The sequence below is a fragment of the Pantoea sp. X-Soil-TKNS-1280 genome, from assembly GCF_059730475.1.
Map to the genome: position 1 here is coordinate 4,190,197 of NZ_AP035962.1, position 18,622 is coordinate 4,208,818.

At 52.6% G+C, this 18,622-nt stretch carries 18 protein-coding genes; 10 read left to right on the top strand and 8 right to left on the bottom strand.

Annotated features, from left to right (window positions below):
• Position 1: 1 nt before the first annotated feature.
• Positions 2-1,333, top strand: coding sequence for an ATP-dependent protease ATPase subunit HslU (gene hslU, locus AC6I8X_RS19550; RefSeq protein ID WP_299448479.1), 1,332 nt, complete (start codon positions 2-4; stop codon positions 1,331-1,333).
• A gap of 153 nt (positions 1,334-1,486) precedes the next feature.
• Positions 1,487-1,972, top strand: a complete 486-nt coding sequence (rraA, locus tag AC6I8X_RS19555) for a ribonuclease E activity regulator RraA (RefSeq protein ID WP_313681826.1) — start codon at positions 1,487-1,489, stop codon at positions 1,970-1,972.
• 58 nt (positions 1,973-2,030) lie between these two features.
• Here rraA and zapB read toward each other — a convergent pair whose 3' ends face one another.
• Positions 2,031-2,270: a cell division protein ZapB gene (zapB, locus tag AC6I8X_RS19560; RefSeq protein WP_208716896.1), complete on the bottom strand. Its 240-nt coding sequence runs from the start codon at positions 2,268-2,270 to the stop codon at positions 2,031-2,033.
• A gap of 432 nt (positions 2,271-2,702) precedes the next feature.
• Between zapB and AC6I8X_RS19565 the strand changes: the two genes are divergently transcribed.
• The 3 genes from AC6I8X_RS19565 to glpX all read left to right on the top strand — a co-directional run bounded on the left by AC6I8X_RS19565 (position 2,703) and on the right by glpX (position 6,202).
• Positions 2,703-3,551: an MIP/aquaporin family protein gene (locus tag AC6I8X_RS19565; protein ID WP_299448486.1), complete on the top strand. Its 849-nt coding sequence runs from the start codon at positions 2,703-2,705 to the stop codon at positions 3,549-3,551.
• A 30-nt stretch (positions 3,552-3,581) separates the two neighbouring features.
• Positions 3,582-5,096 (top strand): glycerol kinase GlpK, encoded by a 1,515-nt coding sequence (glpK, locus tag AC6I8X_RS19570; protein ID WP_299448488.1) that lies wholly within the window; start codon positions 3,582-3,584, stop codon positions 5,094-5,096.
• Positions 5,097-5,191: 95 nt separating this feature from the next.
• Positions 5,192-6,202, top strand: coding sequence for a class II fructose-bisphosphatase (glpX, locus tag AC6I8X_RS19575; protein ID WP_313681821.1), 1,011 nt, complete (start codon positions 5,192-5,194; stop codon positions 6,200-6,202).
• Here the strand turns inward: glpX and emrD are convergent.
• Positions 6,192-7,388 (bottom strand): multidrug efflux MFS transporter EmrD, encoded by a 1,197-nt coding sequence (gene emrD, locus AC6I8X_RS19580; protein ID WP_313681820.1) that lies wholly within the window; start codon positions 7,386-7,388, stop codon positions 6,192-6,194. The two genes, glpX and emrD, sit on opposite strands and share 11 nt — an antisense overlap.
• Before the next feature lie 290 nt (positions 7,389-7,678).
• Between emrD and fpr the strand changes: the two genes are divergently transcribed.
• The 3 genes from fpr to tpiA all read left to right on the top strand — a co-directional run bounded on the left by fpr (position 7,679) and on the right by tpiA (position 10,008).
• Positions 7,679-8,425 (top strand): ferredoxin--NADP(+) reductase, encoded by a 747-nt coding sequence (gene fpr, locus AC6I8X_RS19585; protein WP_313681818.1) that lies wholly within the window; start codon positions 7,679-7,681, stop codon positions 8,423-8,425.
• Between the two features lie 103 nt (positions 8,426-8,528).
• Entirely contained in the window at positions 8,529-9,119 is a 591-nt protein-coding gene (locus AC6I8X_RS19590) for a YiiQ family protein (protein ID WP_299448496.1), read from the top strand.
• A gap of 121 nt (positions 9,120-9,240) precedes the next feature.
• Entirely contained in the window at positions 9,241-10,008 is a 768-nt protein-coding gene (gene tpiA / locus AC6I8X_RS19595; RefSeq protein ID WP_084877893.1) for a triose-phosphate isomerase, read from the top strand.
• A 41-nt stretch (positions 10,009-10,049) separates the two neighbouring features.
• Here tpiA and AC6I8X_RS19600 read toward each other — a convergent pair whose 3' ends face one another.
• The 6 genes from AC6I8X_RS19600 to cpxP form a co-directional block, all read right to left on the bottom strand.
• Complete coding sequence (locus tag AC6I8X_RS19600) at positions 10,050-10,805, bottom strand: CDP-diacylglycerol diphosphatase (RefSeq protein ID WP_497840326.1); 756 nt, start codon at positions 10,803-10,805, stop codon at positions 10,050-10,052.
• 129 nt (positions 10,806-10,934) lie between these two features.
• The gene (locus AC6I8X_RS19605) at positions 10,935-11,924 is read right to left on the bottom strand and encodes a sulfate ABC transporter substrate-binding protein (RefSeq protein ID WP_299448499.1); all 990 of its coding nucleotides are present in this window, start codon (positions 11,922-11,924) and stop codon (positions 10,935-10,937) included.
• 145 nt (positions 11,925-12,069) lie between these two features.
• Positions 12,070-13,032: a 6-phosphofructokinase gene (pfkA, locus tag AC6I8X_RS19610; protein ID WP_084877898.1), complete on the bottom strand. Its 963-nt coding sequence runs from the start codon at positions 13,030-13,032 to the stop codon at positions 12,070-12,072.
• Positions 13,033-13,240: 208 nt separating this feature from the next.
• Positions 13,241-14,143, bottom strand: coding sequence for a CDF family cation-efflux transporter FieF (gene fieF / locus AC6I8X_RS19615; protein ID WP_299448503.1), 903 nt, complete (start codon positions 14,141-14,143; stop codon positions 13,241-13,243).
• Between the two features lie 174 nt (positions 14,144-14,317).
• The gene (locus AC6I8X_RS19620; protein ID WP_313681808.1) at positions 14,318-15,517 is read right to left on the bottom strand and encodes an anthrax toxin-like adenylyl cyclase domain-containing protein; all 1,200 of its coding nucleotides are present in this window, start codon (positions 15,515-15,517) and stop codon (positions 14,318-14,320) included.
• 351 nt (positions 15,518-15,868) lie between these two features.
• Complete coding sequence (cpxP, locus tag AC6I8X_RS19625; RefSeq protein WP_084877906.1) at positions 15,869-16,381, bottom strand: cell-envelope stress modulator CpxP; 513 nt, start codon at positions 16,379-16,381, stop codon at positions 15,869-15,871.
• A 150-nt stretch (positions 16,382-16,531) separates the two neighbouring features.
• On the opposite strand from cpxP, the gene cpxR reads away from it, so the two are divergent.
• Both cpxR and cpxA read left to right on the top strand, forming a co-directional pair.
• Positions 16,532-17,230 (top strand): envelope stress response regulator transcription factor CpxR, encoded by a 699-nt coding sequence (gene cpxR / locus AC6I8X_RS19630; RefSeq protein ID WP_084877909.1) that lies wholly within the window; start codon positions 16,532-16,534, stop codon positions 17,228-17,230.
• Positions 17,227-18,603: an envelope stress sensor histidine kinase CpxA gene (gene cpxA / locus AC6I8X_RS19635; protein WP_084877911.1), complete on the top strand. Its 1,377-nt coding sequence runs from the start codon at positions 17,227-17,229 to the stop codon at positions 18,601-18,603. Before cpxR ends, cpxA begins: the two co-directional genes overlap by 4 nt.
• The last annotated feature ends 19 nt before the right edge of the window (positions 18,604-18,622 follow it).

Genomic DNA, 18,622 nt, shown 5'->3' on the forward strand with positions numbered 1-18,622 from the left:
CATGTCTGAGATGACTCCCCGCGAGATTGTCAGCGAACTGAATCGCTTTATCATTGGCCAGGATGGTGCGAAACGTGCTGTGGCCATTGCGCTGCGTAACCGCTGGCGTCGCATGCAGCTTGACGAAGAGCTGCGCCATGAAGTCACCCCGAAAAACATCCTGATGATCGGTCCGACCGGTGTCGGTAAAACCGAGATTGCCCGTCGTCTGGCAAAACTGGCGCATGCGCCGTTCATCAAAGTGGAAGCCACCAAATTCACCGAAGTCGGTTACGTCGGCAAAGAAGTGGACTCCATCATTCGCGATCTGACCGACGCTGCCGTGAAAATGGTGCGTATTCAGGCGATTGAGAAAAATAAATACCGTGCTGAAGAGATGGCAGAAGACCGCATTCTCGATGCACTCATCCCGCCAGCAAAAAATAACTGGGGCCAGCCAGAGCATACCGCCGAGCCTTCTGCCGCTCGCCAGTCTTTCCGCAAAAAACTGCGTGAAGGTCAGCTGGACGACAAAGAGATCGAAATCGATCTGGCTGCCGCACCGATGGGCGTGGAAATCATGGCCCCGCCGGGCATGGAAGAGATGACCAGCCAGCTGCAGTCCATGTTCCAGAATCTGGGTGGACAGAAGCAGAAGCCGCGCAAGCTGAAAATCAAAGACGCCATGAAGCTGCTGATTGAAGAAGAAGCCGCCAAGCTGGTGAACCCGGAAGAACTGAAGCAGGACGCCATCGAAGCGGTTGAACAACATGGCATCGTGTTTATCGATGAGATCGACAAAATCTGTAAACGCGGCCAGTCATCCGGCCCGGATGTCTCGCGTGAAGGCGTACAGCGCGACCTGCTGCCGCTGGTGGAAGGTTGTACCGTCTCCACCAAACACGGCATGGTGAAAACCGATCACATCCTGTTTATCGCTTCCGGTGCGTTCCAGGTCGCCAGCCCGTCGGACCTGATTCCGGAATTGCAGGGTCGTCTGCCGATTCGTGTGGAACTTCAGGCGCTGACGGTGAACGACTTTGAGCGCATCCTGACTGAGCCAAATGCCTCTGTCACCGTGCAGTACAAGGCGCTGATGGCAACCGAAGGCGTGAACGTTGATTTCACTGAAGACGGTATTCGCCGCATTGCCGAAGCAGCATGGCAGGTGAACGAAACCACTGAGAATATCGGTGCACGTCGTTTGCATACGGTGCTGGAACGTCTGATGGAAGATATCTCCTACGCCGCCAGCGATCTTGATGGTGAATCGATCATCATCGACGCGGAGTATGTCGGCAAGCATCTGGATCAGTTGGTGGCCGACGAAGACCTCAGCCGCTTTATCCTGTAAGCCACTGCCACAACAACAATGCCCGGCCACTGTGCCGGGCATTTTTTTGCGCAGGATATTGATGCAGCGCTTTTTTTATAGGGTGATGATTTTGCCAACACTTGCCAGATAGCGATATACTTACCGCTCCTGTGGCAAACAGACGACATCCCTATGAAATACGATACATCTGAACTCTGCGACATCTACCATGAAGAAGTGAATGTTGTTGAACCGCTTTTTTCGAACTTTGGTGGACGCACCTCATTCGGTGGTCAGATAACCACAGTGAAATGTTTTGAAGACAACGGCCTGCTGTATGACCTGCTGGAAGAAAATGGCCGGGGTCGTATTTTACTGGTTGATGGCGGTGGTTCTGTGCGCCGTGCACTGGTGGATGCGCAGCTGGCTCGTCTGGCGGTGCAAAACGAGTGGGAAGGCATCGTGGTGTACGGATCGGTACGTCAGGTTGACGAACTGGAGGAGCTGGAGCTTGGCATTCAGGCGATTGCAGCCATTCCAGCCGGTGCTGCCGGGGAAGGGATTGGTGAGAGCGATGTGCGCGTCAATTTTGGTGGCGTGACCTTCTTTTCCGGCGACCATCTCTACGCTGACAATACCGGGATGATCCTGTCGGAAGACGCACTCGATATCGAGTAATCCCAGAAACGAAAACGGGTGCCGCGGCACCCGTTGTGTTAAGCCGTTCAAAGTACGCTTAGACTTCTTCCATTTTTCCCAGCAGAGCGCGCAGCCGATCCTGCCACACATGCTGTTCTTCTTTAAGCTGTTGGTTTTCACGCACCAGCGCATCCTGGTTACCGGAAGACTGCTGAACTTCATTCTTCAGCGTATTGTTCTGCTCTTTCAGCTCTTCGATTTCCATCTGCAGCAGGGTGATGGTATCAATCGCCTGCTGTACTTTCGCTTCCAGTTTTTCGAACACTTCAAATGACATCTTTCTGACCTCTCCTAAATCTTGCAAGGCGTTGATGGTGCCGACCCGACGCAACGCGCGCCCGTCCATGACGCGGCCAGCAACGATGTCCCGATTGTATGTAGCGCGCCCCGGCAAGTCCAGCGGCGCAAGGCCTGCAAAGGGAGTCTGTAACACTTTTCAGTCAATGCCTAAAAAATTACGTCCCATTGAGCGTATTTATCCATATTGGCGAGAAATTTCTGATTCACAACCGGGGGTAATAGCGCTTAAAAAAACGCAAAAGACGCGAAAACGCGCATTTTTATGACAGACCACACAGAATTCAATTTCGCTATTTCTCGTTTATGCTCGTTAACGATAAATTTACAGCAGCCCTACAAGAGCGCTGGGTGACTCAACGGATTGAGAACAACAACTGATAAAATTTAACCTCGCTTCAGGAATGCCATTATGAGCCAGACAACGAACACACTAACAGGTCAGTGCATCGCCGAGTTTCTTGGTACCGGTTTGATTATCTTTTTCGGCGCGGGCTGTGTTGCTGCACTGAAACTTGCCGGAGCCAGCTTCGGCCAATGGGAAATTTGTATTATCTGGGGTTTAGCTGTCTCCATGGCGGTTTATCTGAGTGCTGGCGTTTCAGGCGCTCATCTCAATCCGGCGGTAACCGTAGCGCTTTGCCTGTTTGCCAACTTTGAAGGTCGCAAAGTGCTGCCTTACATTGTGGCGCAGGTTGCAGGTGCGTTCTGTGCGGCGGCGCTGGTCTACGGCCTTTACTACAATTTGTTCTTCGATTTCGAACAAAGTCATCAGATGGTACGCGGCAGCGTGGATAGCCTCCAGCTGGCAGGTATCTTCTCTACCTATCCGAATCCCCATATCAGTGTAGGTCAGGCATTCCTGGTTGAAATGGTGATTACGGCGGTATTGATGTCTCTCATCATGGCGCTGACCGATGATGGCAACGGTGTGCCGCGTGGTCCGCTGGCACCGCTGTTGATTGGTCTGCTGGTGGCGGTGATCGGTGGCTCTATGGGTCCGCTGACTGGCTTCGCCCTGAACCCGGCTCGTGACTTCGGTCCGAAGGTGTTCGCATGGCTGGCAGGCTGGGGCAACGTCGCCTTCACCGGTGGCAAAGATATCCCTTACTTCCTGGTTCCGATTTTTGGCCCGCTGGTTGGTGCCTGCCTCGGAGCTTTCGGTTACCGCGCACTGATTGGCCGTCACCTGCCAGTTAACGTCGCAGTAACCAGCAAGACAGAAAATCAGGTCGCGCGCGCTGAGCAGCGTAAAGCGTAAGATTCACTTTTAGATCATCAGGAAAATCATATGACTACGACAGATAAAAAATACATCGTCGCGCTCGACCAGGGCACAACCAGTTCTCGTGCTGTGATTCTGGACCATGACGCCAACATCGTCGCTGTCTCGCAGCGTGAATTCACCCAGATCTACCCGAAAGCGGGCTGGGTTGAACATGACCCAATGGACATTTGGGCGTCACAAAGTTCGACGCTGGTTGAAGTGCTGGCCCATGCCAACATCCGTTCTGACGAAATCGCTGCGATTGGTATCACTAACCAGCGTGAAACCGCCATCGTCTGGGATAAAGAGACTGGCAACCCGGTTTATAACGCCATCGTCTGGCAGGACCCGCGTACTGCGGATTACTGTAACAAGCTGAAGAAAGAAGGCCTGGAAGAGTATATCCAGCACACCACCGGTCTGGTGATTAACCCGTACTTCTCCGGCACCAAAGTGAAGTGGATCCTCGATAACGTCGAAGGTGCGCGCGAACGTGCCAAACGTGGCGAGCTGCTGTTCGGCACCGTGGATACCTGGCTGGTGTGGAAAATGACCCAGGGCCGTGTGCATATCACCGACCACACCAACGCCTCACGTACCATGATGTATAACATTCACGAGCTGAAGTGGGATGAGCGTATGCTCGAAATCCTCGACATTCCGCGTGAAATGTTGCCGGAAGTGAAAGGCTCTTCTGAAATCTACGGCCAGACCAACATTGGTGGTAAAGGCGGTACGCGTATTCCGATTGCCGGGATTGCTGGTGACCAGCAGGCAGCGCTTTATGGCCAGCTGTGTGTGCAGCCGGGTATGGCGAAAAACACCTATGGTACTGGCTGCTTTATGCTGATGAACACCGGTACCGAAGCTGTGACCTCCACTCATGGTCTGCTGACAACCATCGCCTGCGGCCCACGTGGCGAGGTGAACTATGCACTGGAAGGTGCGGTGTTTATCGGTGGTGCGGCCATCCAGTGGCTGCGTGACGAGATGAAGCTGTTCAGCGATGCTGCTGACTCTGAATACTTCGCGCAGAAAGTGAAAGACAGCAACGGCGTATATATGGTGCCCGCCTTCACCGGCCTCGGTGCCCCGTATTGGGACCCGTATGCACGTGGTGCGATCTTTGGCCTGACGCGTGGTGTTAACGGCAACCATCTGATTCGCGCCACGCTGGAGTCGATTGCCTTCCAGACGCGTGATGTGCTGGAAGCGATGCAAAATGATGCCAACACCCGCCTGCAATCTCTGCGCGTGGATGGTGGTGCCGTGGCTAACAACTTCCTGATGCAGTTCCAGTCCGACATTCTGGGCACCCGTGTTGAACGCCCGGAAGTGCGCGAAGTCACCGCGCTGGGTGCAGCATATCTGGCCGGCCTGGCTGTCGGCTTCTGGAATGATCTGGAAGAAGTCCGCTCCAAGGCGGTAATTGAACGCGAATTCCGCCCAAGCATTGAAACCACCGAGCGTAACGTCCGCTATGCGGGCTGGAAAAAAGCTGTCGCTCGCGCTCAGGCCTGGGAAGAACACGACGAGTAATCCCCCTGCAACCCGCGGCACCCTGCCGCGGGTTTTTCCCGCCGCTTTACCCCGCTGTGCTACACTGCCCGCCTGTTTTTTGTCAGGTGCAGACCATGAAACGAGAACTCGCGATTGAATTTTCCCGCGTTACCGAAGCCGCCGCGCTGGCGGGCTATCACTGGTTAGGACGCGGCGACAAGAATGCTGCCGACGGCGCTGCCGTCAACGCCATGCGTATTATGCTGAACACCATCGATATCAATGGTCAGATAGTGATCGGCGAAGGAGAAATCGACGAAGCGCCAATGCTCTATATTGGTGAAAAGGTGGGGACCGGCCAGGGCGATGCGGTCGATATCGCCGTTGATCCGATTGAAGGCACGCGCATGACTGCGTTAGGCCAGGCCAATGCGCTGGCGGTGTTGGCGGTAGGCGATAAAGGCAGTTTCCTGCACGCACCTGATATGTACATGGAAAAATTGATTGTTGGTCCAGGCGCGCATGGCGCTATCGACCTCAATCTGCCACTGGAAACCAACCTGACAAACATCGCGACAGCCTTGGGCAAATCACTCAGCCAGCTGACAGTGTCCATTCTGGCAAAGCCGCGTCACGATGCGGTGATTGCGCAACTGCAACAACTCGGTGTGCGGGTCTTTACCTTTCCGGATGGTGACGTCGCGGCATCCATTCTCACCTGCATGCCCGATAGTGAAGTGGATGTGCTGTACGGAATTGGCGGTGCGCCGGAAGGGGTGGTCTCTGCGGCGGTGATTCGCGCGCTGGATGGCGACATGCAGGCACGCCTGCTGCCGCGTCACCAGGTGAAAGGTGACAGCGAAGAAAATCGCCGCCTTGGCGAACAGGAATTACAACGCTGTGCCGAAATGGGGATTGAAGCAGGTAAGGTGCTGACGCTGGAGCAGATGGCGCGCAACGATAACGTAATTTTTGCTGCCACTGGCATCACCACCGGCGACTTACTTAAAGGCATCACGCGTAAAGGGAATATCGCGACCAGCGAAACGCTGCTGATTCGCGGTAAATCGCGCACCATTCGCCGCATTCAGTCGATCCACTATCTGGATCGTAAAGATGCGGCGCTGCACCCGTTTATCCTGTAACCGTCTGCCTGCCGCTCTCGGGATGGCGTGAGAGCGGCCACCAGCACAGCAGCATCACCAGCGCGGTGGCAAACATCAACATGCCGAGGCTGAACTGATCACGCTGCGGCATCATCGCCGAAAGCCACGCCACCAGGCCAGACCCCAGATTCTGTAAGCCGCCAATCAGCGCTCCGGCGCTACCTGCCAGCCACGCGTAGGGCTCCATCGCGCCGGACGTCGCCAGCGGAAACAACATCCCCGCACCGAAGAAAAACAGCGCCGCAGGCACCAGAAGCGTCCAGATATTCATCACGCCAAACCACGCCGGAACCCACATCATCAATCCCGCCAGCAGGCAGCTGTTCACGCCGTACCACATCAACGTGTGCCAGGATTTTTGTTCGCGTCCGGCAAACCAGGCACCGAAAAAGGCGGCCGGAATCGGCAGGATAAACAGGATGCTGACCGTCAAACCATCCAGTCCCAGCACGCCACCCAGCAGCACGCCACAGCTGGCTTCAAATACCGCAATACCCGCCAGCGCGCCAATCAGCAGTAGCAAATAACGGACAAAGTGGCCATCGCTGAGTAAGGTGGCATAGCGCCGCAGAAAGGGCGTCGCCGGTGTTTCGGCGGGTCTGGTTTCTGGCAGCCAGCGCGCCATTGCCGCTGTCACACCAAGACACAGCAGCAGCAAAAAGGCAAAACAGGCATGCCAGCCAAACAGCTGCGTCAGTAAGGCTCCGATAACCGGTGCCAGCAACGGGCTAACCAGAATGCCCATATTTAACAGGCTATTGGCCTGACGCAATGCCGTCCCCTGGTGAAGATCGCGCGGCATGGTTCGGGCCATCACCCCAGCCACGCCCGTACCCAGTCCCTGGACAGCACTACCTAATATCAGGATGTGCAGTGAAGGAGCAAATAGCGCGATCAGGGCACCGCAGGCAAAGATCGTCATTCCAGCAAGGATCACCGGCCGCCGCCCGATGCTATCGGAGAGTGGACCATAGATCAGCTGTGATCCGCCGTAAGTGATCAGATAGCCTGCCATGACCTGCTGTATAGCCCCGCTGTGCACGTTAAAAGCATCAGCCATAGCTGCCATCGCGGGTACATAGATGGTTTGCGCCATCTGCCCGACGGCCACCAGCACGATCAACATCAACAGTAAGCGGCGATTTTCCGTTTTAGATATCAACATAGAACAAAATGTCTGTCTGAGAAATAAAGTAAAGACAGCAGTAAAAAATGCCGCCTGTTATGAATGGCGGCAAAAATATCAGGATTCGATGACAAAGCGAGGGGGGAGACCAAAGCAATTTACCTGTCTTCGTCAAGCTCTGATACCAGTCTGTAAAGCACCCGCTACAGTTGAAGCAAAGTGCGCTGCATTTGTCGCTGAGAGCCATTTACCCAGCCAGGGACTGGAAATCTTCCCGGCGGCTGACGAAGATAGTGACATGCCTGAAAAATCAACAATAAGGAGTGAACATGGCTGAGTGGGTCAATGCAGAAGTGAAAGAAGTCAAAAACTGGACCGATGCCCTGTTCAGCCTGCGCGTGCAGGCACCCATCGATCCCTTTATCGCCGGGCAATTTGCCAAGCTGGCGCTGGAAATCGACGGCGAACGCGTGCAGCGTGCTTATTCCTACGTCAATGCACCACATGACCCGTTGCTCGAGTTCTATCTGGTCACGGTACCAGAAGGTAAGCTTAGCCCGAGGTTACAGGCGCTGCGTCCGGGTGATCAGGTGATGGTGACGAAAGAAGCGTCAGGCTTTTTTGTGCTGGACGAGATTCCTGATTGCCAGACACTGTGGATGCTGGCCACTGGCACCGCCATTGGCCCGTATTTGTCTATTCTGCAGCAGGGCGCAGGGCTGGAGCGTTTCGAGAATATCGTGCTGGTCCATGCCGCACGCTATGCCGCCGATCTCAGCTTCCTGCCACTGATGCAGCAATTACAGCAGCGTTATCAGGGGAAGCTGCATATCCAGACCGTGACCAGCCGTGAAGAGATGGCTGGCTCGCTGCATGGTCGTGTCCCTGCACTGATTGAAAGCGGCGCACTGGAACAGGCAGTAGGGTTACCGATGGATGCGGATACCAGCCACATCATGTTGTGCGGCAACCCACAAATGGTGCGCGATACCCAGCAATTGCTGAAAGATAACCGCGGCATGCGCAAGCATTTCAAACGCAAACCCGGGCATATGAGCAGCGAACATTACTGGTAACTGATGGGCGGCATAATGTGAGTTTTTTCCAGGCCGGGGTTTTGACTTTCGCTGGTAAAAACCGTTCTAATCGTTAGCTACGTTATTGGTTAGGACCGAAGCAATGAAGAATCTGCCAGGCGCGTTGCTACTCAGCCTCGCACTGACATTTCCCGTCTGGGCGGAAGACGCACCCCCGCAGGATCGCAGCGACCATCTGCCTGCGGCCCCTTATTTACTGCCTGGTGCGCCCACCTTTGATATGACCATTGCGCAGTTTCGTGAAAAGTACAATGCCGCCAACCCTGACCTGCCGTTGATGGAATATCGTTCCATCGATAATCAGGACGATAAAAGCAACCTGACGCGGGCTGCCAGCAAAATCAGCGAAACCCTGTATGCCTCTACGGCGCTGGAGCAAGGCACCGGTAAAATCAAAACGCTACAGGTAACCTGGCTGCCGGTGCCTGGGCCGGATGAGAAGAATGCCCAGGAAAAGGCCATGGCTTATATGACCGCCCTGCTGCGCTTTTTCTCCCCCGGGTTATCGCCTGAAGACGGACGTAAAAAGCTCGATTCCCTGCTCAGCGCAGGTAAAGGTTCACGCTATTTTTCCCGTAATGAAGGGGCGCTGCGTTTTGTGGTCGCGGACAACGGTGATAAGGGCCTGACCTTTGCTGTAGAGCCGATCAAACTGGCGCTTGCCACACCCTGATCTCCCCCGGCAAAAATGACGAAAAGCAAAGCCAGCGACATATTTGATCTCTATACTGTCTGGCAGACATCGCTGCCTTTGGGCAGTGCTATTTCATGAATCGCGTTATGCGGAGGAAAGAATGCGACATCCACTGGTTATGGGTAACTGGAAACTGAACGGCAGCAAGCATATGACTGACGAGCTGATCGCAGGTTTGCGCAAAGAACTGTCTGGTGTTGAAGGCTGCGGTGTGGCGATTGCTCCGCCGGCACTCTATCTTGCTCAGGCAAAACATGCCATTTCCGGTAGCCACATTGCACTGGGTGCTCAGAACGTCGACGTCAATCTGTCTGGCGCTTTCACCGGCGAAACTTCAGCTGACATGCTGAAAGATATCGGCGCCAAATACATCATCATCGGTCACTCTGAGCGTCGTACTTATCACAAAGAAAGCGACGAATTTATCGCGAAGAAATTCGCTGTGCTGAAAGCTGCTGGCCTGGTACCGGTTCTTTGTATTGGTGAAACCGAATCAGAAAACGAAGCGGGCAAAACTGAAGAAGTCTGCGCACGTCAGATCGACGCAGTGCTGGAAACTCAGGGCGCAGAAGCCTTCCAGGGTGTCGTCATTGCCTACGAACCGGTATGGGCGATTGGTACTGGTAAATCAGCAACGCCTGCGCAGGCTCAGGCCGTGCATAAATTCATTCGTGATCATATCGCGAAGAAAGATGCCGCAGTGGCTGCCCAGGTCATCATCCAGTACGGCGGTTCTGTTAATGACAAAAACGCCGCAGAACTGTTCACTCAGCCTGACATCGATGGTGCGCTGGTTGGTGGTGCGTCACTGAAAGCTGACGCCTTTGCGGTGATTGTGAAAGCTGCCGCCGCAGCGAAAAACGCGTAATCGTTCTGATGCATGACGAGGCGGCTTAACAGCCGCCTTTTTTATTGCAGAATCTGGCAACGATGATCCTGCAATTCTTCTGCCGAACCACTTTCCAGTTTGACCCAGTTGCGTTCAATCGCCATCAGCGCCAGGCGACCATCCGGCAACGCTGCCAGCGCCATGCCGTATTTCCCCATCTCGCTACGTGCGTCAGGGACTTCTAATGCCAGACGAATAAAAACGCTTTGCTGCGCCAGCTGCGCCTCTGTCAGGGTGCGTATCTGATAACGATGTTTTTGCAGCGTTTCACTTTGCCATTGCTCGCTGAGCAGCGGAGCCAGTGCATCCAGCCGCTGACGCACATCCGGCCGCAGACAGGAAATATGAATGTGCAGCTGATTTTGTGAACGAGCATATTGTGAGTTGATCGCCAGCGATAGCGCACTGTCGGCAATCGGTTTACCACGGCGCTGCACCAGTAAACTCCGCTCCTGCCAGGCATCCGCAAACAAATTCGGTGTTGCCGGATTCAGCAGAATCGGGCTTTCCATACCGGTGATTTTTTCGATGGGCATCAGCAAATACTGCAACGGACCGTTGAGATCTTTCAGCGTAACGTAGCCTTTTGCCATATTCACCTGCTGACAGGGAGCAGGATCACCGCGTTGCGTCATGCCAGGCAGACACTTCTCGCTAATAATCTGCCACAAAGCGTTGGAATTTTTCTGGAAGTGCATTGCGGCCAGTACTAAGCCGACAATCAACAGTACAAGCAATAAGGTAATCAGACTCAGGATACGACGGCTGCCCTGCATTGCGTGGTCCCTCGGTTCATCATCTGCCTGCATCCTCGCCTGGCAGTTGATGAATGTCACGGACTTTTGCCGCGCAACAAAGCAAAACGGCCAGCAAAGGCTGGCCGTGATACTTTAATGGCAGAACGATTACGGTTTCATAACCTGATCGTAAGTACCGCCATCAGCAAAGTGGGTTTTCTGTGCCTGCTCCCAGCCGCCAAATTTGCTATCGATAGTGAACAGTTTTACTGGCGCAAAGGTGCTGGCAAATTTCTTCGCTACCGCTTCATCACGCGGACGATAGAAGTTTTCTGCGGCGATGGTCTGTCCTTCCGGTGAGTAGAGATACTTCAGGTAATCCTCTGCCACTTTACGGGTGCCACGTTCATCGACCACTTTATCAACCACTGCCACCGTCGGTTCGGCAAGGATTGATTCGCTCGGTGTGATGATTTCAAATTTGTCTTTACCCAGTTTGTTGACCGCCAGATACGCTTCGTTTTCCCAGGCAATCAGCACATCACCAATACCGCGTTCAACAAAGGTGTTGGTAGCGCCACGCGCACCAGAATCCTGCACTTCAACATTCTTAAACAGCGCTTTGACGTACGCTTCTGCTTTGGCCTGATCGCCGTGATTTTGATCCAGGGCCCAGCCCCAGGCAGCCAGATAGTTCCAGCGCGCACCGCCGGATGTCTTCGGATTTGGCGTAATCACCGATACACCCGGTTTAATCAGATCAGCCCAGTCGTGGATACCCTTCGGGTTGCCTTTACGCACGAGGAATACAATGGTCGAGGTGTAAGGCGCGGAGTTATCAGGCAGACGTTTGATCCAGTTTTTATCAATACGACCACGCTCAGCAATGGCATCAACGTCAGACTGCAGCGCCAGCGTCACCACATCCGCACGGATGCCATTGATCACCGAGGTAGCCTGCTTACCTGAACCACCGTGCGACTGGCGGATCACCACATTATCACCGGTTTCCTGTTTGTAATGGGCGCTGAACGCTTTGTTGTACTGCTCGTAAAGTTCACGCGTCGGATCGTAAGACACGTTTAACAGCTGAATATCCTTTGCCAAAACACTGGTTGAAGCCAGTAACAGGGTGACACCAATAGTCCACTTGTTCATTGCTTGCTCTCCGAAGTCGTTATAGAACAAGACTGACACAAACTAATCCACAGATTAAAGAATTAAAAATAAGCTGTTATAACCGGAGAGAATATGAGCAGGCATAAAAAAGGCGCGTACCCTGACGCGCCTTGATTTTGCTGATTTAGTAGAGTTTTTTCGCGGTATCCAGCCAGTCGCGTTTGAACGGACGTTTCATATTTTCGATGGCATCGATAATGTCGTGGTGCACCATCTTCTCGTTCTGAATACCTACGCAACGTCCACCGTAGCCCTGCAGCAGCAGTTCAATGGAGTACGCACCCATACGTGAAGCCAGGATGCGGTCATAAGCACAAGGCGCACCGCCACGCTGGATGTGTCCCAGAACCGTGGCACGGGTTTCGCGTTTGGTTTCAGCTTCAATGTAATGCGCCAGATCGTCGATATCACAGATGTGCTCAGTGATAGCCACGATGGCGTGTTTTTTACCTTTGGCGATACCGGCTTTGATTTCAGCGACCAGTTCTTCACGGGTATAAGGAATTTCCGGCAGCACGATAAATTCACAGCCACCAGCAATTGCTGCCGCCAGTGTCAGATCGCCGCAGTAGCGGCCCATCACTTCAACGATGGAAATACGCTGATGTGAAGAAGAAGTATCACGCAGGCGGTCAATCGCCTCCACTACCGTTTCCAGCGCGGTGAAATAACCGATGGTGTAGTCAGTACCGGCGACATCGTTGTCGATGGTGCCCGGCAAGCCAATACACGGGAAGCCCATTTCCGTCAGGCGCTTAGCACCCATGTAAGAGCCGTCACCACCAATCACCACCAGCGCATCGATGCCGCGCTTTTTCATATTTTCGATGGCAACCTGACGAACTTCTTCGTTACGGAATTCCGGGAAACGAGCAGAACCGAGGAAAGTACCACCACGATTGATCATATCCGAGACGCTGTAGCGATCGAGATTGATCATACGGTCTTCATAGAGCCCCAGATAGCCGTCGTAGATGCCAAAAACTTCAAGTCCTTCACTCAGCGCGGAACGTACAACTCCGCGAATGGCTGCGTTCATGCCTGGGGCGTCGCCGCCGCTGGTCAGTACTCCGATTTTTTTGATCATGACAACCTCTGGATTGTTCAAAACTAAGGATTATTCCCGCCAGTGCCCCTGCGGAGACCAGCTCGCGATCGCACGGCCTTATAGTTGAGAGATAGTATATCAAAGGCTGATTGCTGAATTGATTCAGGTCAGACAAGTTTTCGCTATTTTTTTACAGAGTTGTTAGCGTTCCGTCATTTTTATCCCGCAACACGATGATTTAAAACTATTAAAACTGGAAAAAGCCCTGTTGATTTTCCGGTACAACTGAGCAGGGATCCTGATGGATGATGACGTCGGAGCCAGGAAACTTGCTACGCAATGCCTGTTCAATTTGATCGGCCACCTTATGTGCCTGCACCAGCGGCAGATGGTCGTCCATTTCCAGATGCAACTGAATAAAGCGCGTCGGGCCAGACTGCCGGGTACGTAAGTCATGCGCACCACGTACGCCCGGCCAGTTGGCGATCAAATCAATAATCGCCTGACGTTCCTCTTCCGGTAAAGCACGGTCCAGCAGTGACTGTACCGCTTCATACCCCATACGCAGCGCGTTATACAGAATATAAACGCCAATCCCTAAAGCGAATAATGCATCGGCCCGGGAAAAACCATAGCTGCTTAAGCCGAGCGCTATGAGAATAGCACCGTTCATAATGACATCGGATTGGTAGTGCAGCATATCAGCGCGAATCGCCTGGCTACGGGTGTGACGCACCACCCAGCGCTGAAAAGTGACCAGCACCAGCGTTGAACAGAGTGCAATCACCGTGACCACAATACCGACCAGTGGAGCTCGCAGGATTTCGGGAGAGGCAAGATGCTGAATACCGGTAAGAAAAAGGAATAACGCCGATCCGGAAATAAACATGCTTTGCGCCAGTGCCGCCAGGGATTCAGCCTTACCATGGCCAAAAGTATGGTCGGCATCCGCAGGTTGCAGGGCATAGCGCACCACCAGCAGATTGGTCAGCGAAGCAGCGATATCCACGAGTGAATCCACCAACCCCGCCAGCACACTGACCGAACCGGTATACCACCAGGCAAAAATTTTAACGATTAATAACAGCGATGCCAGCACCGTGGCAGACAACGCTGCGCGGCTCACCAGCTTTGCATAGGAGTGTTCCATGCCTTAGCCTCTTCGGGCAACGTTCAATGATGCGCCCGTTTAATCTCAGAATGGCTCAAGTTTATCATTAGCGGGTAAACGCTGCCTGGATGGTGTTGCAGCGACAATAAAAGTCGCCATTTTTCGTATCATGCAGTTGAACAGACATGATGGCACGAACCTGAAGTGTAATGGTTATCTCTGTTTCCAATGCCGGATGGCAAGATTTTTCGCATTCATAAATCTCGAAGACCGAATATCCGTTATTTCTTTGTCCCAGACCGGATTTAACGGCACATAATAACCTTCGTCTTTTGCCTTCTGCGCGAAAGATTTTAATTCCTCTACATTCCTGACCACACATATTCTGCCAAACTCGCCAAAAGCTTTAGGCAGCGTAAAGACGGCTGGAAAGTTTGCTTCAATATCGGTCAAAGGATTGCAGGTGTCAGTGCTATGATGCACAATCGGCTCTCCGTTGCCAACCAGACATGCATTAATACTGGATATCATATTGCGAATACGCACCGAAACATTACCAACCTCTTTGTCTACCTTCGCATAAAACTCATCTTTATTTAAATATTCACCCTTTAATTTACCAGGTAGTTTTTCATGAGGAATTGAATAACTATCCATTCTCTCTTTAAATATATGGTGAGACACATCATGTACAGTTAATTTATCCTCGACACCATAGTCCTCAAATGCCGGTGCAATCATAAAAAGGTCGTAGTCGGCGGTAAGGGGTTTTTGACCCGACCCAACCGGGGTTAAAACTTCAACGGGTTCTCCGTTGTAGATAACTTGCCAGGCTCCTTTATCCGATCCAGGTAGCAGCTCAAACTTATGTATAACACCTTTTGGCGTACTGGCCTCTAACTCAAGAGGTTGACGGTTGAAACCATATTTTATCTTTTTGATATAATTATTCTCGACAAGCAAATCCAGCCTCGCCTTGGTGATCTCTAACCCGACCTTATTAGCATGACCACTGCTCATACAATCTTGTATTTTTTTATTAAACTCGTCTTGTTTTTCTGGTCGATCAGCAAGTTTACTTAACTCCTGCTTAACACAGATTAAAGATGTTTGCGGCCCCCAGTCAGCACTTTTTCCCTTTATGTGGAATCCTTTTGTCGGATATCCGTTTGCGATGAGATCCGTTGCCATTATATCAACCGGACGAATTCCGATTATGGTATTCGTTTGCTGGGATAAGCATTGCAATTTAATGAGATGAATCGGCACTATACCTATATTTTCATTTTTGCATAAACACATCACTTCAACCAACTGTTCTTGCTGGCTTTTCGCTAATGACTCCACTGAAGATGTTGCTCGGGGAGATGATAGAGACCAGAGAGAATGTGATTTAGGTATATTTATTGGCATACCCTTCCTTTTTGTAATCAATGCGCATTGGAATGACAGAATTGTCTGCTATCTGACAGCGTTATCCTTATGTTTTCATACAAAAATTTTCGAATTTCGTTCACTCTGTGAGGTTCACACCACTTTCCAACGTTTTACAGATCAAGATTCCAGCAGATAATGCATGGTACTCACATGCAGAAGTATCCACTGCAAAGCCCTTTTCCGGTTGCTTCTGCCCAGCCCTCATGGGTTGATGGCTAAAGGTCATCAGCTGATTTTGTTTTTGTGATTTTTTGATAAAAAAAACCCCGCCGTCATGGCGGGGAAGACAGGGATGGTGTCTATGGCAAGGAAAACAGGGATACTATGTTACTGGTTACTGCTGGTACTACTCACTGCTTGCAGCGGTGATGATGGCTGCAATTCTGAGAGCCTGCGCATTTCATTGAGGCGCCGCTCATAATTCTTCTGCAATGTCGCTTGCTGTGCAGGCGTTAGCAGGTGGTACATCTGATTACGAACCCGAGCCATCACAACGTTTTGTTCGACTTGTGCCTGGGCAATTTTTTCTGCCTGCAGGCGGATGGCTGATTCGTTAAATTTGTCTGCAATGACCAGGTCATGCATAGTTTCTATATCCTGAACGCTGACGGCTGGACGTTCCAGTCGCGCTTGCTGCATCAGGTCTCGCATTTGTTGCCGCTGTTGCTCAGTAAGTTCAATGCCATCAAACATGTGGCTTTGCGGATTTTGCGTCATACTGCCTGTCGTCAATCCGCCGTTATGATGCATCTCGTCAATCGTCGTCGTGTCTGCTGCTCCTGCGCTGGCGTGACTGAGAACCATCGCTGAGGCAATGACGACGGCGGTTAAGTTGCGCATCGTTTACTCCCAGTTCGTTCCGTTTTGCGATTCAACGAGGACCAGTGTACGGCGGCAGCTGCAAACATCCGTCAGGGGGTGTAAAACTACGTAAAGCGTTGGATTGACGATATGGGAACACGGTATTTTGCCTGCGGAGGGCAATAAAAAATGAATAAGATCCTGTTGGTTGATGATGACCGCGAATTGACTTCGCTGCTTAAAGAACTGCTTGAGATGGAAGGTTTTGAAGTGATTGTCGCCAGCGATGGCGAGCAGGCACTCAACCTACTGGACAACACCGTAGACCTGTTACTGCTGGATGTCATGATGCCGAAAAAGAACGGTATCGACACACTGAAAGAGTTACGTCAGCAACACCAGACACCGGTGATCATGTTGACTGCACGCGGCAGCGAACTGGATCGCGTCCTTGGTCTTGAATTGGGCGCGGATGACTATCTACCTAAACCTTTTAACGATCGCGAGCTGGTTGCGCGTATTCGCGCCATTCTGCGTCGTTCCAACTGGAGCGAGCAACAGCAGCAGCACGACAACAGCTCACCCACGCTGGAAGTCGATTGTTTACGACTTAACCCAGGTCGCCAGGAAGCCAGCTTCGATAATGAAACGCTGGACCTGACCGGCACGGAATTCACCCTGCTTTATCTGCTGGCACAGCATCTTGGCCAGGTGGTATCACGCGAACATCTCAGCCAGGAAGTGCTGGGTAAGCGTCTGACGCCGTTTGACCGCGCCATCGATATGCATATCTCTAACCTGCGTCGTAAATTACCGGAACGTCGTGATGGTCATCCGTGGTTTAAAACTCTGCGCGGACGTGGCTACCTGATGGTTTCGGCATCATGATTGGAAGTTTGACCACCCGCATCTTCGCCATCTTCTGGCTTACCCTGGCGTTGGTGTTGATGCTGGTGTTGATGGTGCCAAAACTCGACTCTCGACAGATGACCTCGCTGCTGGAAAGTGAACAGCGGCAGGGCATCATGATCGAGCAGCATGTTGAAGCCGAACTGGCGCAAGACCCACCCAACGATTTGATGTGGTGGCGTCGGTTATTTCGCGCCATTGAGAAATGGGCTCCGCCAGGCCAGCGACTATTGCTGGTGACCAGTGAGGGGCGCGTCATTGGCGCCCAGCACAACGAAATGCAGGTTATCCGCAACTTTATTGGTCAGTCCGACAATGCCGATCACCCGCAAAAGAAAAAATATGGTCGGGTAGAAATGGTTGGCCCCTTTGCCGTACGCGATGGCGAAGATAACTACCAGCTTTATCTGATCCGCCCCGCCACCAGCTCGCAACTGGATTTCGTCAATCTGCTGTTTGACCGCCCGTTGCTATTACTCATCGTCACCATGCTGATCAGTTCCCCGCTGTTACTGTGGCTGGCATGGAGCCTGGCACGTCCGGCACGTAAGCTTAAACATGCTGCCGATGAGGTAGCGAGCGGCAATTTGCGGCAGCATCCGGAACTGGAATCAGGACCACAAGAGTTCCTGGCCGCTGGCTCAAGTTTCAACCAGATGGTGAGCGCACTCGAACGCATGATGACGGCACAACAACGCCTGCTGTCAGATATCAGCCATGAGTTACGCACTCCCCTCACCCGTTTACAGTTAGCCACCGCTCTGCTGCGTCGTCGTCAGGGTGAAGGCAAAGAACTGGAACGTATTGAAACGGAAGCCCAGCGACTGGACGGAATGATCAACGACTTGCTGGTACTGTCACGCACCCAGCATAAAAATGCGCTGGTCAGCGAAGCGATGAAGGCCAACCATCTGTGGAATGGTGTACTGGAAGATGCCAAATTCGAAGCAGAGCAGATGGGTAAACGTATGGACGTTCCTTATCCACCGGGTCCGTGGCCGTTATATGGCAACCCACACGCGCTGGAAAGTGCGCTGGAAAACATCGTACGCAATGCGCTGCGTTATTCGCATACGCATATCAGCGTTAGCTTCTCGGTGGATATCGAGGGCATTACCGTACATGTGGATGATGATGGTCCCGGCGTCAGCCCGGAAGACCGTGAGCAGATTTTCCGCCCGTTCTACCGTACCGATGAGGCACGCGATCGCGAATCAGGCGGCACCGGCCTGGGGCTGGCGATTGTCGAAACGGCAGTTCAGCAACATCGCGGTTGGGTGAAAGCTGATGACAGCCCGCTCGGCGGCCTGCGCCTGACCCTCTGGCTGCCGTTGTACTCCGCCCGCCAATAATTTGTTATGCTTCGGCCCT

Bases quoted from the DNA above. Each gene is read 5' to 3' on its own strand.
- tpiA (WP_084877893.1), top strand. From the start codon at position 9,241: ATGCGACATCCACTGGTTATGGGTAACTGGAAACTGAACGGCAGCAAG.
- AC6I8X_RS19605 (WP_299448499.1), bottom strand. From the start codon at position 11,924: ATGAACAAGTGGACTATTGGTGTCACCCTGTTACTGGCTTCAACCAGT.
- AC6I8X_RS19620 (WP_313681808.1), bottom strand. From the start codon at position 15,517: ATGCCAATAAATATACCTAAATCACATTCTCTCTGGTCTCTATCATCT.
- hslU (WP_299448479.1), top strand. From the start codon at position 2: ATGTCTGAGATGACTCCCCGCGAGATTGTCAGCGAACTGAATCGCTTT.
- fpr (WP_313681818.1), top strand. From the start codon at position 7,679: ATGGCTGAGTGGGTCAATGCAGAAGTGAAAGAAGTCAAAAACTGGACC.
- cpxP (WP_084877906.1), bottom strand. From the start codon at position 16,381: ATGCGCAACTTAACCGCCGTCGTCATTGCCTCAGCGATGGTTCTCAGT.
- emrD (WP_313681820.1), bottom strand. From the start codon at position 7,388: ATGTTGATATCTAAAACGGAAAATCGCCGCTTACTGTTGATGTTGATC.
- cpxR (WP_084877909.1), top strand. From the start codon at position 16,532: ATGAATAAGATCCTGTTGGTTGATGATGACCGCGAATTGACTTCGCTG.
- AC6I8X_RS19565 (WP_299448486.1), top strand. From the start codon at position 2,703: ATGAGCCAGACAACGAACACACTAACAGGTCAGTGCATCGCCGAGTTT.
- rraA (WP_313681826.1), top strand. From the start codon at position 1,487: ATGAAATACGATACATCTGAACTCTGCGACATCTACCATGAAGAAGTG.
- pfkA (WP_084877898.1), bottom strand. From the start codon at position 13,032: ATGATCAAAAAAATCGGAGTACTGACCAGCGGCGGCGACGCCCCAGGC.
- zapB (WP_208716896.1), bottom strand. From the start codon at position 2,270: ATGTCATTTGAAGTGTTCGAAAAACTGGAAGCGAAAGTACAGCAGGCG.
- fieF (WP_299448503.1), bottom strand. From the start codon at position 14,143: ATGGAACACTCCTATGCAAAGCTGGTGAGCCGCGCAGCGTTGTCTGCC.
- AC6I8X_RS19600 (WP_497840326.1), bottom strand. From the start codon at position 10,805: ATGCAGGGCAGCCGTCGTATCCTGAGTCTGATTACCTTATTGCTTGTA.
- AC6I8X_RS19590 (WP_299448496.1), top strand. From the start codon at position 8,529: ATGAAGAATCTGCCAGGCGCGTTGCTACTCAGCCTCGCACTGACATTT.
- glpK (WP_299448488.1), top strand. From the start codon at position 3,582: ATGACTACGACAGATAAAAAATACATCGTCGCGCTCGACCAGGGCACA.
- glpX (WP_313681821.1), top strand. From the start codon at position 5,192: ATGAAACGAGAACTCGCGATTGAATTTTCCCGCGTTACCGAAGCCGCC.
- cpxA (WP_084877911.1), top strand. From the start codon at position 17,227: ATGATTGGAAGTTTGACCACCCGCATCTTCGCCATCTTCTGGCTTACC.